Genomic DNA, 19,393 nt, shown 5'->3' with positions numbered 1-19,393 from the left:
GCCGATTCCGGTAAGTTACCAGAACTGTTAGTTGTGTCTGACGTACGTTTATGGTTCCGGACCATTCCCTAGGAGGTATGCCGAACAACCGCGTCGAGCAGCTCGAGTCGACCGTCGCCGAACTCGAGTCGACCGTAGAGGGACTGACCAGCGAACTTATCGAAGCGAAAGAACGAATCCGCGTCCTCGAGTCGGAGCTAGACGCCGACACGCCGACGCGCGTTCCGGAGCGACGCAGCGAGGACGGCGAGGCCGTCGAGGAGAGCGCGAGCGCGGAGCCGACCGAGACCGAGGGCGACGACGTCGACGAGACGGCCGAGGCGACCGACGAGGGCGACGCCGACGAAGCGGAAGACTCAGGTAGCGACGACATTATCGTCGCATAACCGCACGACCGCACCGACGGTCGACCCGCGGCGGCCGAGCTGACGGAGGATTCGAGAAGGGTATGTACATCAAGGCGCTCGTCTTAGATAATTTCAAGAGCTTTGGGAGAAAGACCAAGATTCCGTTCTACGAGGATTTCACGGTCGTCACGGGGCCGAACGGCTCCGGCAAGTCGAACATCATCGACGCCGTGCTCTTCGCGCTGGGATTGGCCCGGACGCGGGGGATCCGCGCCGAGAAACTGACCGACCTCATCTACAACCCCGGCCACGAGGACGGTTCCTCGTCCGAGGGCCCCCGCGAGGCGGTCGTCGAGGTCGTCCTCGACAACTCGGATCGGACCCTCGAGCGCTCACAGATCGTCAACGCCGCCGGCAGCGACGACGTCGGCGACGTCGACGAGATCCGCATCCGTCGCCGGGTGAAAGAGACCGAGGACAACTACTACTCCTACTACTACCTGAACGATCGCTCGGTGAACCTCTCGGACATCCAGGACCTGCTCGCGCAGGCCGGCGTCACCCCCGAGGGGTACAACGTCGTCATGCAGGGCGACGTCACCGAGATCATCAATATGACGCCCCACGCCCGTCGGGAGATCATCGACGAAATCGCCGGCGTCGCGGAGTTCGACGCCAAGAAAGAAGACGCCTTCGCGGAGCTCGAGACGGTCCAGGAGCGCATCGACGAGGCCGAACTCCGTATCGAAGAGAAACGCGACCGACTGGACCAGCTCGAGGACGAACGACGGGAAGCGCTTCGCTACCGACGACTTCGCCGCGAGAAGGAGGAGTACGAGGGGTACCGGAAGGCCAGCGAGCTCGAGGAGAAACGCGAGGAACGGGGCGCCCTCGAGGACGCGGTCGACGACCTCGAGGACGACCTCGAGGACCGCCGGCGAACGCTGGACGAACGCCAGGGGACGGTCGTTCGCCTCCAGGAGGATCTCGAGGACTTAAACGCCGAGATCGAACGGAAAGGCGAGGACGAACAGCTCCGGATCAAAGGCGAGATCGAGGAGCTCAAGGGGGACATCTCGCGGCTCGAGGACCAGATCGAGGCCAGCGAGGACCAGATCGAGGCCGCCGAGTCCGACCGCCGGGAGGCGTTCGTCCAGATCGACCGCAAGCAAGAGGAGATCGACGAGCTCGAGGGCGAGGTTCGCGAGCACAAACTCGAGAAGGCCTCGATCAAAACGGAGATCCAGGAGCGAGAGACCGAGCGCGACGACCTCGAGGCCGAAATCGAGGCCGTCGACACCGAGTTCGACGAGCTCAAGGCCGAACTGGCCGAGCGCAAGGACGACCTCGAGGAGGCGAAAACCGAGCGCAACGACCTCCAGCGCGAACAGGATCGCCTGCTCGACGAGGCCCGGCGGCGCTCGAACGCCATCGAGGAGACGGAGGCCGAAATCGAGGAGAAACGCGAGGCACTCCCCGAACTCGAGGAGCGGGAGTCGGACCTCGAGCGCGAGCTACGGAAGGCCGAGGCGAACCGCGAAAACATCGCGGACGTCGTCGAGGACCTGAAAGCCGAGAAGCGGGACGTCCAGTCCGACCTCGAAGCGGTCGAGGACGAGATCCAGTCGAAACAACAGGAGTACGCCGAGCTCGAGGCCAAGGCCGGCGAGAGCGGCGACTCCTCTTTCGGCCGCGCGGTGACGACGATCCTCAACGCGGGGCTCGACGGCGTCCACGGCGCGGTCGCTCAGCTGGGGTCGGTGCCGGGCGAGTACGCGGTCGCCTGCGAGACCGCCGCGGGCGGGCGACTCGCGAACGTGGTCGTCGACGACGACGGCGTCGGCCAGCGGTGTATCGAACACCTGAAATCGCGCAACGCCGGGCGCGCGACCTTCCTCCCGATGACCGACATGCACGAGCGCCGTCTGCCGTCGGCGCCGACCGATCCCGGCATCGTCGGCTTCGCGTACGATCTGGTCGAGTTCGACGAGCAGTACGCGGGGATCTTCTCGTACGTGCTGGGCGACACGCTGGTCGTCGAGGACCTCGAGACGGCCCGCTCGTACACGGGCGACTACCGGATGGTCACGCTCGACGGCGACCTGGTCGAGAAAAGCGGCGCGATGACCGGGGGCTCCCGGAAGGGCTCGCGGTACTCCTTTACCGGCGGGGGGGAGGGACAGCTCGAGCGCGTCGCGAGCCAGATCACCGAGCTCCAGGACGAACGGGAGTCGCTGCGCGAGGCCGTCCGGAGCGTCGAGGAGCGCCTCGACGACGCCCGGGACCGTCAGACCGACGCGGCCGACGAGGTCCGCTCGATCGAGAGCGAACTCGAGCGCATCGAGGACGACCGGGAGACGATCCGGGACGAGATCGCCGACCGCGAGGCCGAACTCGAGGAGCTGCGCGAGAAGCGGGAGTCGGTCGACGAGCGCATGACCGAGATCGCCGACGGGATCGAGGAGCAAACGGCGGCGATCGAGGAGATCGAGGCCGACATCGAGTCCCTCGAGGCCGAGCTCGAAGACTCGAAGATCCCCGAGCTCACCGAGCAGATCGAGGCCCTCGAGGCCGAGATCGACGACCGCGAGGACCGCATCGACGAGCTCGACGGGGAGCTCAACGAGTTGCGCTTGGAGAAGGAGTACGCCGAGGACGCGATCGAGGAGCTGCGCGACGACATCGAGGAGGCCCAGAACCGGAAGGCCGACCACGAGGACCGGATCGCCGATCGCGAGGCGACGATCGAGGAGAAACGCGAGGAACTCGAGGCGAAACACGAGGCCGTCGCGGAGCTCGAGGAGGAGTTGACCGAACTCAAAGACGACCGGAGCGAGCTCAAGGCGGAGCTCGCCGACGCTCGGACGAAACGCGACCAGCAGCAGGATCGGGTCAACGCCGTCGAAAGCAAACTCGAGGACAAGCGGGGACGGCTCGAGGACCTCGAGTGGGAGATCGAGAGCCTCGAGGACGAGGTCGGCGACTACGATCCCGAGGACGTGCCCGATCACGAGACCGTCCTCGAGACTATCGAGCTCCTGACGACGGACATGGAGGCGATGGAGCCGGTGAACATGCTCGCGATCGAGGAGTACGAGGAGGTCCGCGAGGAGCTGGCGGAACTCGAGGAGGGGAAGGCAACGCTGGTCGAGGAGGCGGCGGGAATCCGCGACCGAATCGAGCAGTACGAGACCCAGAAGAAACGAACGTTCATGGACGCCTACGAGGATATCTCGGCGCACTTCACCGAGATCTTCGAGCAGCTCTCGGAGGGGACCGGATCCCTTCACCTCGAGGACGAGGACGACCCCTTCGAGGGCGGGCTGACGATGAAGGCCCAGCCCGGCGACAAGCCGATCCAGCGACTGGACGCGATGTCCGGCGGCGAGAAATCCCTGACCGCGCTCGCCTTCATCTTCGCGATCCAGCGCCACAATCCGGCGCCGTTCTACGCGCTCGACGAGATCGACGCCTTCCTCGACGCCGTCAACGCCGAGCGGGTCGGCCAGATGGTCGAGGAGCTGGCGGGCCGGGCCCAGTTCGTCGTGGTCTCGCACCGCTCGGCGATGCTCGATCGTTCGGAACGGGCGATCGGGGTGACGATGCAGCGGGACAACGTCAGCGCGGTGACCGGGATCGATCTGAGCGACGGGGACCGCGACGAGGTGCCCGCGGATGACTGACGATCCGAACGCGGACGGCGAGATCCCGCTCGACATCGCGGGCCACGGCGACCGCGACCGCCCCGGCGACGCGGAGGCGGTGTTCGAGTTCGACGGCCTCGAGTCGGCGGCGGACGACTCCGAGTCGGCGGCGGACGGAGACGACGCGGAGGTCGAGCCCGTCGAGTTGCTCGTCCAGCTCGCCGAGGACGGCAAGATCGATCCCTGGGATATCGACATCGTCGAGGTGACCGATCGGTTCCTCGAGGCGCTCGACGACGCCGACCTGCGGACCTCCGGTCGGGCGCTGTTCTACGCGAGCGTCCTGTTGCGGATGAAAAGCGACGAGCTGTTCGGCGCCGACGAGCCCGACGAGGAGGAGCTTCCCCCCTGGGAGGCGCCATTCGCCGACGAAGGACCCGATCCGGAGCCGGGCGAGGGGCCGGCGTTCGACCCCGTCGAGGGACTCGAGGCGGAGATGGAACGCCGTCTCGAGCGCAAACACGCTCGCGGAAAGCCCGAGACGCTCGACGAGCTAGTTCGCGACCTCCGGGAGGCCGAACGGGACACGTGGTGGAAAGACTCCCGGAGCTACGATACGAGCGACTCCCCGCGGGGGTACGACCGCGGCGTCCAGGAGCTGAGCTACCACGCGGAGGATCGGTTTCGCGTCGACGACGAGCCGACGAGCGACGACGTCACGCACACGACCCACGAGGAGGACATCGAGCGGGTGATCGACGACGTCGAGGCGGAACTCGAGTCGCGCTACGACCGGGGGAGAGACGAGGTGTTGTACGCCGAGATCGACGACGCCGGCGGGTCGCGCGTGATGACGTATCTCGCCGTACTTTTTCTGTCACACCGGGGAGCGATCGCGCTCGAGCAGGACGAACTGTTCGGCGACCTCTGGGTTCGGCGGGTCGACTCCGACGGCGATCGAGTCGAACCGGTCGCGAACTGAGCGACCGGTTCGACGACCCTGCCGTACACACGAACGACGCGGGACGAAAGAACGGTACTACTGGGCGGTAAGACTGCCCGCGGACTCCCTGAACTGCGAGAAGTTCGTCACGAGCGTGATCAGCGCGAACAGCGCGGTGATGATCGCCGCGAGGGCGACGCCGGGAATCGGGAGGAGTCCGAGCGCGGAGGCCAACAGCAGGCTCGCGCTCGCAGCGACCGCGGTCACGTAATACTCCCGGACCGCACGATCGCTCGCGAGTCGGGAGTCGAGCTCCGCCGTCCCCTTCTCGGTCGCCTCGATGTAGGGGGCGAAGATCTCGAGCTGATCCGTCGGTTCGACGGTTCCCCGGGGCTGGTTGTACTCCACGACGCCCTCCTCGTCGAGTTTGGGGAGGTGGGACTGGTACAGCGGGATGTACACGCGCTGACGTTCGGTCGAAGAGAGCTCCGCGATCGTCGTGTCGTTCTCGCGGGCGGCCACGTACTCGGCGACGTCGCGCATCTTGACTGCACCCTCCTCCTCGAGGAGGTACCGGATCGTGTCCCGACGGCGGTTCGTCTGGAGAAGGTGGAAGATATCGTCGCTTGAGAGCTCCGGCGTCTCGTCGGACTCCATCTCCTCCGCGTCGTCCGATGTGTGGGCGGAACGGTCAGTTTCGAGGGTCATGCTCTTCAGTTCACTACTGGTATCCGAACATACATAAAACTTCCCTTGACAATCTCACTTTCTGAATATATTTGTGCAGAATACAGTCTAACGGGAAATTAATCGGTTAAAAAGTGCACAACTGTTGCACTTCGCGATCGACGGTCGCTCCGGCGGCTTGTGTCTCCTACACGGAGGAACGGGGGAGACGGTGATAGGGGTTGTTCCAACGATATTTGGTATGCGATGCGATCGCAGAACTCGGATAAGATACTCATAACGGTCCCGTCGCCGACGCCGTCGGCCACCCGTGGAACGTGGGACTCACTATCCGGTCGTTACGAAGCGGCTACGCGATCGATAACGGACCGATTTCCGAACGAAAACCGTTCCGCGAAATGAACTGGCGTCAGTCGAGGTACTGGCCGGCCAACAGATCGATTCGCTCGCGGGTCTCCTCGGGGATCGCCTCCGAGGGCGTGTTGATCGTCCCCTCGAGCGCCGACCAGGCCTCGCTCTCGAAGTCCTCGGGCATCGTTCGGATCGCGTGCTCGACGACGGCGTTGATAGACTCCTGGTTGGCCTCGGCGTTCTCGAGTACCTCCTCGAGGGTGACCTCGCTGTCTTCCTTCCAGACGTCGTAGTCGGTGACGCCGGCGACGGTCGCGTAGCTCAGTTCGGCCTCGCGGGCCAGTTTCGCCTCCGGGACGGTCGTCATGCCGACGATGTCCCACCCCTGTTCGCGGTAGAACTCGCTCTCGGCGCGGGTCGAGTACTGGGGCCCCTCGATGCAGACGTAGGTTCCTTCCTCGGCGACCTCGGCGTCGGTGGCCTCGCGGGCGGCGTCGGCGAGGTGGGAGGCGAGCGCCGGACAGTACGGTTCGGCGAAGCTCATGTGGACGACCATTCCGTCGCCGAAAAAGGTCGGCGTGCGGTGTTTCGTTCGGTCGTAGATCTGGTCCGGGACGACGAGCGTCCGGGGCGGCAGCTCCTCGCGGAGGCTGCCGACGGCGTTGGTCGAGATCACCCGATCGACGCCGACGGACTTCAGCGCGTAGATGTTCGCCCGGTAGCTCGCTCCCGTCGGCGTGTGCTGGTGGTCCTCGCCGTGACGCGGGAGGAAGGCGACTTCTTTCCCGCCGAGCTCGCCGAGAGTGACGTCCTCGCTGGGCTCGCCGTACGGCGTCGAGACCGACTTCGTCGAGACGTTCTCGAGTGGCAGTGCCTCGTAGATCCCGCTGCCGCCGATGACTCCGATGGTCATGAACGGACGTCGAACGGGCGGGGACGTAAACGGTACGATACGGACGGATAACGAAGCCGAACGGAGGTCGGTTCCGCGGCTCGAGATCCAGGGTGCGGCCGTCGCGACGGTCCTCTCGCGGGCGATCGCGACCGGGATCGGGTTCTACCTCCTGTGGTGCACCGACGTCGGTCCCGAGATCGAGGCCGATCACCTGGTTCCTCGCCTCGGGTACGTCTCGAAGATCGTTCGACTGGGGGTGCCGACGGCGGCGGAACAGTCGATGAGTTCGCTCGCGATGGTGGGGATGACGGCGATGGTCGCGACGTTCCCGCCCGCGGTCGTCGCGGCCTACGGGCTCGGCAACCGGCTCATCTCGCTGGCCTTCCTCCCGGCGATGGGAATGGGTCAGGCGACCGACACCGTCGTCGGCCAGAACCTGGGCGCTGGCAGGCCCGAGCGCGCCGAGCGGGCGACCTGGATCGCCTCGGGCGCGATCGCGGGGGTGATGCTCGCGGCCGGGGCGATCGCCGTCCTGTTCCCCGAGCCGATCGTCGGCGTCTTCCTGACGGCCGACGAGGCGGGTCGGGCGGAGACGCTCGCCTACGGAACGACCTACCTGCGGATCGCGGCGGCCATGTTCGTCTTCATGGGCGTTCTTCAGGTGATTCTCGGGGCGTTCCGCGGCGCGGGTAACACGAAGACGGCGCTGGTGTTCTCGGTGGTGACGCTCTGGGTCGCGCGCGTTCCGGTCAGCTACGTCCTCATCTTCGTCGCCGACTGGGGAACGGCCGGCATCTGGGTCGGCGTCGTCGCCGGCGACGTTATCGGGGCGCTCGCAGCGCTCGCGTGGTTCGCCCGCGGTACGTGGAAGGGGTCGCTCGTCGACGCGGAAGGCGAGGAGCGGTCCCGACGGGGAAACGACGAGGAGGAGCCCGCGACGGCGCAGTCGGTCGAGTAATCGGCCGTTCACGCGTTTCGAGCGGTTTCGTCCGTCGGTAGTCCTTTCGGGCGCGGACCGCGGCAGCGTGATACGGGGCGACTCCGTTCGAAGCGTCCTCGAACGCGAACGCTCGGAGGACGATCTCGGTACCGTTCGGAGCGTCGGCGACCGACGTCGGTCGACTACTCGACCAGCGCCCACTCGCCGTGGTCGACCATCTCGAGGACGTCCCGCCGATCCATCTCCCGCAACACCTCCTGGAGACGGTTCGGCTGGGCAATCTCCATCTCCATGCGCTCGATGCTGTGAAACTCCGAGAGGTAGTGGCGGATCTCCTCGCTGGTGAACGTCTCCTGGTCGGCCCGCTCCATCGCTCCCGAGATCAGATCGATCATGTCCTCGATGAAGTTCCAGGGGTAGACGACCCAGGTCCACTCCTCGAGGCGCTCGCCGATGTAGTCGGGTTCGTACTCGCTGGTCTGGAGGAGCTGGAGCGTCGCGGTGCGGACCTCGTCGGCGTCGCGCTCGTCGACGTACTCGTAGGCGCGTTCGATCGATCCCCCCGTGTCGGCGATGTCGTCGATGATGAGGACGTCCTTTCCCTCGACGCTGCCCTCGGGCATCGGGTACCGAACGGAGGGCTCGTTGCTTTTCTCGGCGGTTCCGACGTAGTGTTCCATCTTCAGGCTCGTCAGATCGTCGAGACCGAGGAAATCGCAGATACAGCGGCCCGCGAACCAGCCCCCGCGGGCGAGTGCGACGATGACGTCCGGCTCGAATTCGTCACGACGAACCTCGCCGCTGACGTCGCGACAGAGGCTGTAAATGTAGTCCCAGTTCGTTATCGTACAGTCGAAATCGTCCGGTAGGTCGGACATCTGGTGGCCACCTATCCGAAGGAATTCGCCCCGTCCTCATAAGTTGGACTGAATCGAGCGCCGCCTCGAGGCGTGCGACACATCCGCACAGCTAAGGGGATTCGGTACGCACACGCTATGACTTCAACTTATGCCCACAACCCAGGATTTCGAGTACCTGCTCGAGTGCAGGAACGTCATCGGGGTCGACTACGACGAGGACGAACGGGAGGTGCGGGTGTTCGTTTCGCAGAAACTGCCCCCCGACGCGCTCGCGGACGAGGACGACGTCGAGAAACGGGTTCGCGAGGTCGACGACGTCGACGTCACCGTCGACGTCGTCGACGCCGGCTACGACGAGGAACGGGAGGGGTTCGACGCGCTGTCGACGCTCGAGGCGGTTTCCGAGGCCGCGGCGGGAAGGAGCGATCGTCGGCGACCGGTTCCCGCCGGCGCGAGCGAGGCCAACGCGAACCTGACCGCCGGCACCGGGGGCCCCTACCCCGCGCGGGTTACGGGAGACGGCGACGCGCTCTGGGACGAGGTGATCGAACCGAACGACCTCGTTCGGCTCTCGAACAACCACGTCTACGCGCGCTCGAACGCGGCCGACCTCGGCGAGTCGATCCTCCAGCCCTCGCCCCACGACGGCGGCGGTCCCGACGACGAGGTCGGCGAACTCGTCGGCTACGTCCCCGTCGAGGACGGCGTTCGCGTCGACGTCGCTGCGCGGTCCGTCGACCCGGAGCGGGAGTCGGATCGGTACGCCGAACTCGACGAGGCGTGGCCGACGGGCGTCCGCCGGGACGGGTACGGCGAGCTCCGCGGCGAGACGGTGACCAAGACGGGACGGACGACGGGGGTTACCAGCGCCACCGTCGAGGCCACGAGCGCGAGCGTCGCGGTCGAGTTCGGCGCCGAGCGGGGGACGGTGACGCTTCGCGACCAGCTGATCGCGGGCTACCTGTCCGAGGGCGGCGACAGCGGTTCCCCGGTCTTCCTCGAGGACGGCGAACTCGTCGGCCTGCTGTTTGCGGGCTCGGCCCAGCAGACGATCTGCAACCGGATCGGGAACGTCGAGCGGGAACTCGGGGTCGAAATCCTCCTCGAGGAGCCGGGCGAGGACGACGCGGTCGACGACGGCGGAGACGACGAAGACGGCGACGACGCGGGTGACGAGCGGGACGCCCCCGTCTACACGACCACCTTCGCGACCGATCTCGAGGTCGCCCTGGAGGGCCCGACGCTCGAGCTGGAGTCGCTCACGTTCGACGAGCGCCCCCGACCGGGAACGACCGTCGCCGCGACGGTGGTCGTCGCGGCCGACGGCGCCGGCGAGTACTGGCTCGAGGTCGGCGGGGAACGGCGAACGTTCGAGCTCGAGGGAGACGAACGCGAGCGCGCGGTCGCCGTCGAGATCCCGATCCCGGACGATTCGGAGACGACCGCCACGGTCTCCCTCCGCGGCGGCGTCCTCGAGTGAGGCCCCGACGGCGATGGTTTGATACCGCGGCCGTTCGAGGCCGACGTATGGAGACGATTCGGGTCCTGCAGGTCGACGCGTTCACCGACGAGCCGTTGACGGGAAACCCCGCCGGCGTCGTCCCCGACGCCGACGGGCTCGCAGACGACCAGATGCAGGCGATCGCCCGGGAACTGGCGCTGAGCGAGACCGCCTTCCTCCGCTCGAGCGACGAGGCCGACCGCCGCATCCGATACTTCACGCCGAGCCAGGAGGTCGACCTCTGCGGGCACGCGACGATCGGCAGCTACGCCCACCTCCGCGAGGAGGGACTCGAGCCGGGAACGACGACCCTCGAGACGAACGTCGGCGTCCTCGAGATCGAGGTCGAGGCCGACGGCACGGTCTGGATGACGCAGAACGAACCGACGATCCGGGAGGTCGACGTCGGTTACGATCGCGTCGCCGACGCCCTCGGCGTCGAGGCGGCCGCGCTCGAGGGGGCCAGCGACGATATCCCGCTGGCGGTCGTCTCGACGGGACTCCCGTTCCTGATCGTCCCGATAACCTACCTCTCGGATCTCGGCGCGGCTGAGCCCGACGCGAGCGCGATCGAGGAGCTGACCGCCGAGCTCGAGGCGGCCGGGATCTACCTCTTCACGTTCGACGCCCTCGAGCGCGAGTCGACGCTGCACGGGCGGCTGTTCGCACCCGGCCTCGGCGTGCCCGAGGATCCCGTCACGGGAACCGCGAGCGGGGCCGTCGGCGCGTACCTCGACCGCTTCGGCGCGTTCGACGACGACCTCCCCGAGGAGCTGCGCCTCGAGCAGGGCCACTACGTCGACCGTCCCGGAACCGTCTCGGTTCGAGTCGAGAACCGCGTCCGAGTGGGCGGGTGCGGCGTGACGGCCCTCGACGGTCGCATCGCCGTTCCGGACGACGAGGACGACGAAATCATCGAGCCGTAGCCCGGTCTCGCGAGCGCTCCGAACGCGGCCCGAGCGACCCCGACGCGTCAAAATTGCCGCTTGAGTGGCAAACTCATTCGACCGCGAGTTGTGAATCGTGCGGTCCGTTCGCAACCTTCTTTAGCCGGTCCGGCGACCTTCCAGCTACAGATGGCTGTACTCTGGTTGGACGAAATCAGCGCCGGTGACCTCGAGCAGGTCGGCGGCAAGGGAGCTTCCCTGGGCGAGCTCACGGGCGCTGGACTTCCCGTCCCACCCGGATTCGTCGTAACCGCGGGGACCTACCGATCGTTCATCGAGAACGCGAACATCGACGAGGAGCTGTTCGCGGTCGTCGACGTCGACGTCGACGACTCGAGCGCGCTCGCCGAAGCCGCCGAGCGCGCACAGGAACTCATCCTCGAGACGCCGTTTCCCGACGACTTACGCGAGGAGATCCTCGAGTCCTACCGGCAGGTCGGCGAGGACGGCGAGGAGGCGTTCGTCGCCGTCCGCTCCTCGGCGACCGCCGAGGACCTCCCCGACGCCTCCTTCGCCGGGCAACAGGAGACGTACCTGAACGTCACCGAGGCGGACCTGCTCGATCGGGTCCGAGAGTGCTGGGCGTCGCTGTTCACCCAGCGGGCGATCTACTACCGCCAGGAGAAGGGGTTCGACCACTCGGTCGTCAACATCGCGGTCGTCGTCCAGCAGATGGTCGACGCCGAGAAATCGGGCGTGATGTTCACGAGCCACCCCTCGACGGGCGATCCGACGATGATCGTCGAGGCCGCGTGGGGCCTGGGCGAGGCCGTCGTCTCCGGCGCCGTCTCGCCGGACAACTACGTCGTTTCCCGCGAGGACCGATCGGTCGACGTCACCGTCGCCGAGAAGAAGGTGATGCACGCCAAAGACGAGGAGACCGGCCAGACCCGAGAGATCGAGGTTCCGCCGGAGAAACGGACCGCTCGCGTCCTCTCGGACGGAGAGATCGAGCGGCTCGTCGAACTCGGCGAGCGCGTCGAGGACCACTACGACACCCCCCAGGACGTCGAGTGGGCGATCGTCGACGGAGAGGTCTTCATGCTGCAGTCGCGACCGATCACAACGATCGACGAGGGCGACGCCGACGCGACGAGCGCTACCGAGACCGGCGACATCACGGAGGGGCTCACCGACGGCAGTGGAACGCAGACCCAGACCGCCGATAGCTCCGAGAGCGCGGCCGGAACCGGAACGGGCGACGTGTTAGTCGACGGCCTGGGCTCGAGTCCGGGAACTGTAAGCGGCGCGGCCCGGATCGTCACCAAGCTCGACGAGCTCGACAAGGTCGGCGAGGGCGACATCATCGTCACCGAGATGACGATGCCCGACATGGTACCCGCGATGAAACGCGCCGCCGGCATCATCACCGACGAGGGCGGGATGACCAGCCACGCAGCCATCGTCTCCCGCGAGCTGGGCGTTCCCGCCATCGTCGGCACGACCAACGCCACGACGACGCTGGAGGACGGCCAGATCGTCACGCTCGACGGCGACAAGGGCGCCGTCCTCGAGGGCGATACGGTCTCGCCCGACGAGGAGGCCGAACCCGTCGAGGAGGTCCGCCCGCAATCCCCGGTCAAACCCATGACCGCGACCGAGGTCAAAGTCAACGTCTCCATTCCGGAGGCCGCAGAGCGGGCGGCCGCGACCGGGGCCGACGGCGTCGGACTCCTGCGAACGGAGCACATGATCCTCTCGCTGAATCAGACGCCCGCGAAGTTCATCGAGGACAACGGTGAAGACGCCTACATCAAGGAGCTCGTCCAGGGGATTCGCGGCGTCGCCGACGAGTTTTACCCCCGTCCCGTCCGCGTCCGGACGCTGGACGCCCCGACCGACGAGTTCCGCCAGCTCGAGGGCGGCGAGGACGAACCCGCCGAGCACAATCCGATGCTCGGCTACCGCGGGATTCGCCGCTCGCTCGATCGGCCCGACGTCTTCGGCCACGAGCTCGAGGCGTTCCGGCGGCTCTACGAGATGGGCTACGACAACGTCGAGATCATGTTCCCGCTGGTCAACGACGCCGAGGACGTCTACCGGACCAAACGGCTCATGACCGATGCGGGGATCGACCCCGAGAAGCGCACCTGGGGCGTGATGATCGAGACGCCCGCCTCGGCGCTGGCCGTCGAGGAGATGGCCGACGCCGGGATCGACTTCGCCTCGTTCGGAACGAACGACCTCACCCAGTACACGCTCGCGGTCGATCGCAACAACGAGCACGTCGCCGACCGCTTCGACGAGCTTCACCCCTCCGTGCTGCGGCTGATCGGCGACGTTATCGAGACCTGCCGCGAACACGACGTCGACACGAGCATCTGCGGCCAGGCCGGCTCGAAACCCGAGATGGTCCAGTTCCTCGTCAACGAGGGGATCCACTCGATCTCGGCGAACATCGACGCCGTCCGCGACGTCCAACACGAGGTCAAACGCGTCGAACAGAAACTGCTCCTCGACTCGGTACGCTGATTCGGGCCGTCACAGCCCGGCTGTTGTCGAGTCTTTTTCGTCCGCGTCGCGGTTATTCGTCCGGAAGATTGCCTAGAAGCCCGTATCTCGCACGGTAACAGAGCGTGTCGATCGTCGACCCGAGACCGAGCTGTGGAGCCGATCTCGGTCGTCGAACCCGAGCGCGAACCAGGCCGTCCAGACGCCCGCGAGGACCGAGGCTCGACGGAGCCGAGAGCGACGCACCCCGGCGACGTTCCGATCCAGCAGCGTTCAGTAGCCAGCAGCGACGACCGCCCCGAGAAGCGCCCAGCGCGGTCGGACGGTCGGTAGGTCCATCTCGTCGGTCACGCCGATCGCGGAGGCGGTCCGCGCGTCGTCGAACGTCACCTCGCGCTCGTCTCCGGAACGGCTACTCTCGGCGGCGGGGTCCTCGAGCGAGCCCTCCCGTCGCAGCCGTTCGACTCGGGCCGACTCGTTCCGGGAGAAACAGCTGGACGAGGACGGCCGTCGCGTTTCCGAGGAAGTCGAGCACCGCGAGCGTTCTTCGCGATAGCATACGAGCTGATACGTTCTGTCAGACGGTAGGTCTTCGGATCGATCGAGACCGTCGCCTGATCGTCGGAGCGTCCCTGACGGTTTCGAACCGGATGTTCGTCCTTTCGGACGCCCGTCAGCTCTCGTTGTAGTCTACTCCCAAGTAGGAGGTGAGATCCGTCACCGCCGCGTCGACGACTGCGTCCGCTAGCGTGCCGAGTTCGCGGTCGATCTCGTCCGGACCGAGAGCTCCAACAGCCCACGGGAGAATCGAACTCGTTTTCGGGAGTCCGCCGTCGATCAGATCGTCCTCGTCGATCGGCAATCGCTCGTCGTACCACGTTTTCGTCGTAAGAGCCAAGGCAATGTACTGATCGCCGTGAAACGGCATCTCCGACGTGTTGATGATTACCCACGGTCTGCCCGAATCATCGTCTCTGAACGGATCGTCCGCGTAGACGATCGTTCCGCGATCGAAACTCAGTGGTCAACTTGCTCGCTCGCCTCGATCCACTCGTCACGATCCTCCTCGCCGTAGAGATCGTCGAACAACTGCGTTACTCTGTGCGTATCGTAGGCCTGGCGCAGCCTACTCGTATCGTCGGTGATCGCCCAGTACGGTCCCTTGTGGCGAACGAGCTCTCGATCTTCGAGTCGAGAGAGTACGGGATGGATCGAATTTTCGTTGATCCCCGTCCGACTGGCGATTTCTTTGGCCTTCCACGCTCGATCCCGATTCTCGTAGAGGAACTTCAGCACCTGTTCGGGATTGCTCAGCTCCGCTAACTCCTCGGACGAGCGTTCGTCGAACTGATCGATATCGATCGACATACTCGTGTCTTCGTCACCTAGCTACGTGAATGTACTCGGTGTATGCTGTAGGCTATGTACTAAATAGATCTTTTGTACGTGAAGCAGCTTCGCCCGGGTCTGATACACATCGGGCTCGGAGATACCGACGAGCGTTTCGTAGCGCTCGTGGTGGACCCCGACCCGTTCGCCACTCTCGAGCACGGGCCGTTCGGCGAGAACGCAACTACTAAGCGGCTGACCCGACTGCTGAGTGATATGCAAGCGGAGCCGCAGGCGTTCGACCGGGTCCTCTCGTCGATGTGTACGGATCCCCACCCGGACGCGCGCGATGCGGCCGAACGGTTTCTCGCGACCAACCCCGGCGATCCCGCCACCTACCAGCGGGTCGCCGACCTCGAGGACGAGGCCGTCGCCCTGCTCGGCGAGGTCGCGGGTCTGGCCGACCCCGCCGGCTACGTCGCCAGCGGGGGAACGGAGGCGAACGTCCAGGCGGTCCGGATCGCCCGCGAGCGGGCCGACTCGCCGAGACCGAACGTCGTCGTCTCCGAAGCGGCCCACTTCAGCTTCCAGAAAGCCGCAGACGTTCTCGAGGTCGAGCTCCGGCTCGTCCCGACCGACGGTGACCACTGCGCGGACCTCGAGGCGGTTCGAGCCAGCGTCGACTCCGACACCGCCCTCGTCGTCGGCGTCGCGGGAACCACGGAGTACGGTCGGGTCGATCCGATTCCCGAACTCGGCGAGATCGCCGACTCGGTCGGTGCCCTGCTCCACGTCGACGCCGCCTGGGGCGGGTTCGTTCTCCCCTTTACGGACTACGAGTGGGGATTCGATCACGCGCCCGTCGACACGATGGCGATCGATCCCCACAAGATGGGCCGGGCTGCCGTGCCCGCGGGCGGACTGCTCGCGCGTTCGGAGTCGCTGCTCGACGAACTGGCCGTCGACACGCCCTACCTCGAGTCGACCGCCCAGGCGACGCTGACGGGAACCCGCTCGGGAGCCGGCGTCGCAAGCGCCGTGGCGGCGATGCGGACGCTGTGGCCCGCGGGCTACCGCGAGCAGTACCTTCGCTCGCAGCGCAACGCAGAGTGGCTGGCCGACGCCCTCGAGAAGCGCGGGTACGAGGTCGTCGACCCGACCCTGCCGCTGGTCGCGGCGTCGGTCCCCCGACCGACGTTCGAGGCGCTCCGGGCGGAGGGCTGGCGCATCTCCCGGACCGCGACGGGCGAGCTCCGGGTCGTCTGTATGCCCCACGTCACCCGCGAGATGCTCGCCTCCTTCGTCGCCGATCTGGACCGACTCGAGGTGCGCGCGAGCGTTCCCGTCGTCGGCGACGACTGATGGACCGACTCGACGGCGTCGCGCTCGTCGGCGTGCTCGGTCTCGCCGCGTCCTCGGCAGTGCTCGAGGGGGCCGCCGTCGCGGCGCTGCTCGGCGGTTTCCTGCTGTCGCTGTCGACCTGGCGGCTCCGCGGGGGTCGGCCCTGGGAGGCGCTGGCCTGGCTGGCGTGGGTCGTCACCGCCGTCGCGGCGGTGTTGCCCCTCGGGGGCGCGCCGTTCGCCGTCGTCTTCTTCGGATCCATGCTCGTCGGTCTCGCGTCGCTGCTGGGCGGCCGAGCCGGCCTACTGCCGGACGTCTGGACCGCGGGCTCCGGCGCGAGGGAGTGACTCGAGCGAGCGCGCGGTAGGTTTTTGTCGCTCGCGGAGCGACGACGGAGTACGATGACGGCGTGCGCTGCGATCGGTGCTCGTTCGATGCGGATGCAGCGCTAGCCCCGTCCGGGAGGAGAACCGCGAACCGCCGGTCATACGGTCGTCGCGCGGGCTCGAAACCCGGCTGCTCGTCCCGACGCAGACGCGGCTCGTCCCGTTCGAACGATCGACCGAAAACCGGCGGGTTTTACGCCCGCCACCGACAGATCACAGATATGAGCACCGACGAATTTCCGACGGACAGTCCCGCGGTCGTGACCTGCGGGTTGCCCTACGCCAACGGCGACCTCCACATCGGTCACCTGCGAGGATACATCGGCGCGGACGCGTTCAGCCGCGCGCTCGAGACGCTGGGCCAGGAGGTCGCGTACGTCTCCGGCTCGGACATGCACGGCACGCCCGTGGCGGTCAACGCCGAACAGGAGGGCGTCGACCCCGCGGAGTTCGCGCTGGAGTGGCACGAACAGTACGAGGAGACGTTCCCGAAGTTCAACGTCGAGTTCGACAACTACGGCCACACCCACGACGAGACCAACACCGAACTCACCCAGGAGATCGTCCGCACCTTAGACGAGGAGGGCTACGTCTACGAGAAGGAGATCCAGGTCGCCTACGACCCCGACGCCGACCAGTACCTGCCCGACCGCTACGTCGAGGGAACCTGTCCGTACTGCGGCGCGAAGGCCCGCGGCGACGAGTGCGACGAGGGCTGCCAGCGCCACTTAGAGCCCGGCGAGATCGAGGAGCCGACGAGCACGATCACCGGAAACGACGCCGAGTACCGCGAGCGAACCCACAAGTTCTTCCGGGTCTCGGAGTTCGCCGACTACCTCACCGAGTTCTTAGACGGCCTCGAGGGCACCTCGAACGCGCGCAACCAGCCCCGCCAGTGGATCGAGGAGGGGCTGCAGGACTGGTGTCTCACGCGGGACATGGACTGGGGCATCGACTACCCCGGTTCCGAGGAGGAGGACGTCGTCCTCTACGTCTGGGTCGACGCCCCGATCGAGTACATCGCCTCGACGAAACAGTACAGCGAGCGAGTCGGGACCGAGGAGTACGACTGGGAGCGCGTCTGGACAGCGGACGGCGAGATCGTCCACGTCATCGGTCGGGACATCATCCAGCACCACACGATCTTCTGGCCCGCGATGCTCGAGGGCGCCGACTACAACGCCCCCCGTGCGGTCGCCGCGACCGGCTTCATCACGATCAACGGGAAGGGGCTCTCGACGAGCCGCAACCGCGCGATCTGGGCCGAGGAGTACCTCGAGGAGGGCTTTCACCCCGACCTGCTGCGGTACTACCTGACGACGACCGGCGGCCTCCAGCAGGACGTCGACTTCTCCTGGGACGCCTTCCGGGAGAAGGTCAACGGCGAGCTCGTCGGGACCGTTGGGAACTTCTGGTACCGCTCGCTGCTCTTTGCCTACCGGAACTTCGAGGGCACCCCGGACGCCGACGTCTCCAAGGAGGTCCAAGAGCGCATCGAGGGCGCCATCGGCGAGGTCCGCGAGGCGGTCAACGACTACTCGCTTCGGGGTATCGGCCAGGCAGCGACCCGCCTGGCGCAGTTCGGCAACGAGTACATCCAGCGCAACGAGCCCTGGAAGCTCACCGACGACGATCCGGAGAAAGCGGCCCAGGTCATCCGCGACTGCGTCCAGATCGCCAAGGCCGTCGCCGTGTTGCTCGAGCCGATCACCCCCGAGAAGTCCCAGCTCCTGTGGGACCAGATCGGCGAGGAGAGCGACATCGCGGACGCCGGTCTCGAGGCCGCCCTCGAGACGCCGCCCCGGAACTTCGAGGAACCCGGCGAGCTGTTCGAGAAGATCGAGGACGACCGCGTCGCGGAGCTCAACGAGAAGCTCGAGGAGCGGGTCGCGGCAGCGGGAGGAGAGGACGAAACCGAAAGCGACGAAACGGACTCGGACGAAGCCGAGGGTATGACAGACGACGAGACGACCGCTGACGACCTCGAGCCCCTGCTCGAGGACCGCATCGGCTTCGATGAGTTCCAGGACCTGGACATCCGCGTCGGGCGAATCGAGGCGGCCGAGGGGATCGACGGTGCCGACGACCTCGCCCGCCTCGAGGTCGACATCGGGTTCGAGACCCGCCAGGTCGTCGCAGGGATCAAGCAACTGCACGACCTCGAGGAGCTGCCCGGTCAGAAGTGTATCCTGCTGGCGAACATGGAGCCCGCCGAGCTGTTCGGCGTCGAATCGAACGGGATGGTCCTCGCGGCGGGCGAGGAGGCGGACCTGCTGACGACCCACGGCGAGAGCGAGGTCGGCGAGAAGGTCCGGTAGATCGAGGGCGTCCTCGACGGCCTCTCGGTCGGATCGGAATCGCGCTGCGAAGTCGTTCCGTCCGCGTAGATCCGCCGGGTCGTCCTCCCGGCGGTTACAGTGATTCGAGGAGAACGCCACGACTGAAGTCGTGGGTGGATGTCAGGGTCGCTCTTCCGGATCGCTCGCCCCTCGAGGGGGAACGCCGGAGTCGTCCTCGAGCGTGGTATCGTGATCCTCGAACTTCGTTCGGATCTGAGGCGAACGTCGGAAAACGGTTCCCGTGGCACACGACGGGTAATCGATTACTCGTGTCCGAGTAAACCAGGCAGCTTTTTGACTGCGCTCGCGCTAGCAGACGACATGAGAAACGCGAAGATCGTCTGTACCCTGGGTCCGGCCTCGGACGACCGGGAGTCGATCGCGGCGCTGGCCGACGCGGGTATGTCCGTCGCGCGACTGAACGCGAGCCAC

16 protein-coding genes and 1 pseudogene are annotated in these 19,393 nt (G+C 66.5%); 11 read left to right on the top strand and 6 right to left on the bottom strand.

The annotated features are described in order from the left end of the window. Positions 1-77: 77 nt before the first annotated feature. The 3 genes from C492_RS20550 to C492_RS20540 all read left to right on the top strand — a co-directional run bounded on the left by C492_RS20550 (position 78) and on the right by C492_RS20540 (position 4,973). Complete coding sequence (locus C492_RS20550; protein WP_008427169.1) at positions 78-386, top strand: DUF7518 family protein; 309 nt, start codon at positions 78-80, stop codon at positions 384-386. A 62-nt stretch (positions 387-448) separates the two neighbouring features. Continuing rightward, the gene (gene smc, locus C492_RS20545) at positions 449-4,030 is read left to right on the top strand and encodes a chromosome segregation protein SMC (protein ID WP_008427167.1); all 3,582 of its coding nucleotides are present in this window, start codon (positions 449-451) and stop codon (positions 4,028-4,030) included. Continuing rightward, on the top strand, positions 4,023-4,973 hold the full coding sequence (locus C492_RS20540) for a segregation and condensation protein A (protein WP_008427166.1): 951 nt from the start codon (positions 4,023-4,025) through the stop codon (positions 4,971-4,973). The genes smc and C492_RS20540 overlap by 8 nt, the downstream gene beginning before the upstream one ends. A gap of 57 nt (positions 4,974-5,030) precedes the next feature. Here the strand turns inward: C492_RS20540 and C492_RS20535 are convergent, their stop codons facing one another. Continuing rightward, positions 5,031-5,642, bottom strand: coding sequence for a DUF7344 domain-containing protein (locus tag C492_RS20535; protein WP_008427164.1), 612 nt, complete (start codon positions 5,640-5,642; stop codon positions 5,031-5,033). A gap of 388 nt (positions 5,643-6,030) precedes the next feature. Then, entirely contained in the window at positions 6,031-6,885 is an 855-nt protein-coding gene (gene mtnP / locus C492_RS20530; protein WP_008427162.1) for an S-methyl-5'-thioadenosine phosphorylase, read from the bottom strand. Between the two features lie 70 nt (positions 6,886-6,955). On the opposite strand from mtnP, the pseudogene C492_RS20525 reads away from it, so the two are divergent. After that, a pseudogene (locus tag C492_RS20525) lies at positions 6,956-7,825 on the top strand (MATE family efflux transporter); the annotation flags it as partial. A 164-nt stretch (positions 7,826-7,989) separates the two neighbouring features. Here C492_RS20525 and C492_RS20520 read toward each other — a convergent pair. Then, the gene (locus C492_RS20520; protein ID WP_008427159.1) at positions 7,990-8,685 is read right to left on the bottom strand and encodes a phosphoribosyltransferase; all 696 of its coding nucleotides are present in this window, start codon (positions 8,683-8,685) and stop codon (positions 7,990-7,992) included. Between the two features lie 130 nt (positions 8,686-8,815). Here C492_RS20520 and C492_RS20515 point away from each other — a divergent pair, with 130 nt between their 5' ends. From C492_RS20515 to ppsA, 3 genes are all read left to right on the top strand, one after another. Beyond that, positions 8,816-10,147, top strand: a complete 1,332-nt coding sequence (locus C492_RS20515) for a chymotrypsin family serine protease (protein WP_008427157.1) — start codon at positions 8,816-8,818, stop codon at positions 10,145-10,147. 47 nt (positions 10,148-10,194) lie between these two features. Then, a complete protein-coding gene (locus C492_RS20510; RefSeq protein ID WP_008427155.1) occupies positions 10,195-11,094 on the top strand; it encodes a PhzF family phenazine biosynthesis protein in 900 nt (299 codons plus the stop codon). Between the two features lie 150 nt (positions 11,095-11,244). Further along, positions 11,245-13,587 (top strand): phosphoenolpyruvate synthase, encoded by a 2,343-nt coding sequence (gene ppsA, locus C492_RS20505; RefSeq protein WP_008427153.1) that lies wholly within the window; start codon positions 11,245-11,247, stop codon positions 13,585-13,587. 391 nt (positions 13,588-13,978) lie between these two features. On the opposite strand, the gene C492_RS24315 is transcribed toward ppsA, so the two are convergent. The 3 genes from C492_RS24315 to C492_RS20495 form a co-directional block, all read right to left on the bottom strand. Then, on the bottom strand, positions 13,979-14,125 hold the full coding sequence (locus C492_RS24315) for a hypothetical protein (RefSeq protein WP_160167012.1): 147 nt from the start codon (positions 14,123-14,125) through the stop codon (positions 13,979-13,981). A 114-nt stretch (positions 14,126-14,239) separates the two neighbouring features. After that, positions 14,240-14,566: a type II toxin-antitoxin system PemK/MazF family toxin gene (locus tag C492_RS25455; protein ID WP_338042177.1), complete on the bottom strand. Its 327-nt coding sequence runs from the start codon at positions 14,564-14,566 to the stop codon at positions 14,240-14,242. Positions 14,567-14,583: 17 nt separating this feature from the next. Beyond that, the gene (locus C492_RS20495) at positions 14,584-14,934 is read right to left on the bottom strand and encodes an HTH domain-containing protein (RefSeq protein ID WP_008427148.1); all 351 of its coding nucleotides are present in this window, start codon (positions 14,932-14,934) and stop codon (positions 14,584-14,586) included. A gap of 225 nt (positions 14,935-15,159) precedes the next feature. Between C492_RS20495 and mfnA the strand changes: the two genes are divergently transcribed. The 4 genes from mfnA to C492_RS23240 all read left to right on the top strand — a co-directional run. Next, positions 15,160-16,257: a tyrosine decarboxylase MfnA gene (gene mfnA, locus C492_RS20490; protein WP_275040362.1), complete on the top strand. Its 1,098-nt coding sequence runs from the start codon at positions 15,160-15,162 to the stop codon at positions 16,255-16,257. After that, positions 16,257-16,583: a hypothetical protein gene (locus C492_RS20485; RefSeq protein ID WP_008427145.1), complete on the top strand. Its 327-nt coding sequence runs from the start codon at positions 16,257-16,259 to the stop codon at positions 16,581-16,583. The genes mfnA and C492_RS20485 overlap by 1 nt, the downstream gene beginning before the upstream one ends. Before the next feature lie 260 nt (positions 16,584-16,843). Continuing rightward, the gene (gene metG, locus C492_RS20480; RefSeq protein WP_008427143.1) at positions 16,844-18,940 is read left to right on the top strand and encodes a methionine--tRNA ligase; all 2,097 of its coding nucleotides are present in this window, start codon (positions 16,844-16,846) and stop codon (positions 18,938-18,940) included. 342 nt (positions 18,941-19,282) lie between these two features. Then, on the top strand, positions 19,283-19,393 hold a 111-nt coding region (locus C492_RS23240), incomplete at its 3' end, for a pyruvate kinase (RefSeq protein ID WP_008427141.1).

The sequence above is a fragment of the Natronococcus jeotgali DSM 18795 genome, assembly GCF_000337695.1.
GTDB classification, from domain to species: domain Archaea; phylum Halobacteriota; class Halobacteria; order Halobacteriales; family Natrialbaceae; genus Natronococcus; species Natronococcus jeotgali.
Note: the sequence above shows the minus strand (reverse complement) of the source record. Positions and strands in the feature narration are given on the sequence as shown.

Coding starts and splice junctions, on each gene's coding strand:
- ppsA (WP_008427153.1), top strand. CDS start 11,245: ATGGCTGTACTCTGGTTGGACGAAATCAGCGCCGGTGACCTCGAGCAG.
- C492_RS20515 (WP_008427157.1), top strand. CDS start 8,816: ATGCCCACAACCCAGGATTTCGAGTACCTGCTCGAGTGCAGGAACGTC.
- mtnP (WP_008427162.1), bottom strand. CDS start 6,885: ATGACCATCGGAGTCATCGGCGGCAGCGGGATCTACGAGGCACTGCCA.
- C492_RS20540 (WP_008427166.1), top strand. CDS start 4,023: ATGACTGACGATCCGAACGCGGACGGCGAGATCCCGCTCGACATCGCG.
- C492_RS20535 (WP_008427164.1), bottom strand. CDS start 5,642: ATGACCCTCGAAACTGACCGTTCCGCCCACACATCGGACGACGCGGAG.
- C492_RS20495 (WP_008427148.1), bottom strand. CDS start 14,934: ATGTCGATCGATATCGATCAGTTCGACGAACGCTCGTCCGAGGAGTTA.
- C492_RS20510 (WP_008427155.1), top strand. CDS start 10,195: ATGGAGACGATTCGGGTCCTGCAGGTCGACGCGTTCACCGACGAGCCG.
- C492_RS20550 (WP_008427169.1), top strand. CDS start 78: ATGCCGAACAACCGCGTCGAGCAGCTCGAGTCGACCGTCGCCGAACTC.
- metG (WP_008427143.1), top strand. CDS start 16,844: ATGAGCACCGACGAATTTCCGACGGACAGTCCCGCGGTCGTGACCTGC.
- C492_RS20520 (WP_008427159.1), bottom strand. CDS start 8,685: ATGTCCGACCTACCGGACGATTTCGACTGTACGATAACGAACTGGGAC.
- C492_RS20485 (WP_008427145.1), top strand. CDS start 16,257: ATGGACCGACTCGACGGCGTCGCGCTCGTCGGCGTGCTCGGTCTCGCC.
- smc (WP_008427167.1), top strand. CDS start 449: ATGTACATCAAGGCGCTCGTCTTAGATAATTTCAAGAGCTTTGGGAGA.
- C492_RS24315 (WP_160167012.1), bottom strand. CDS start 14,125: ATGCTATCGCGAAGAACGCTCGCGGTGCTCGACTTCCTCGGAAACGCG.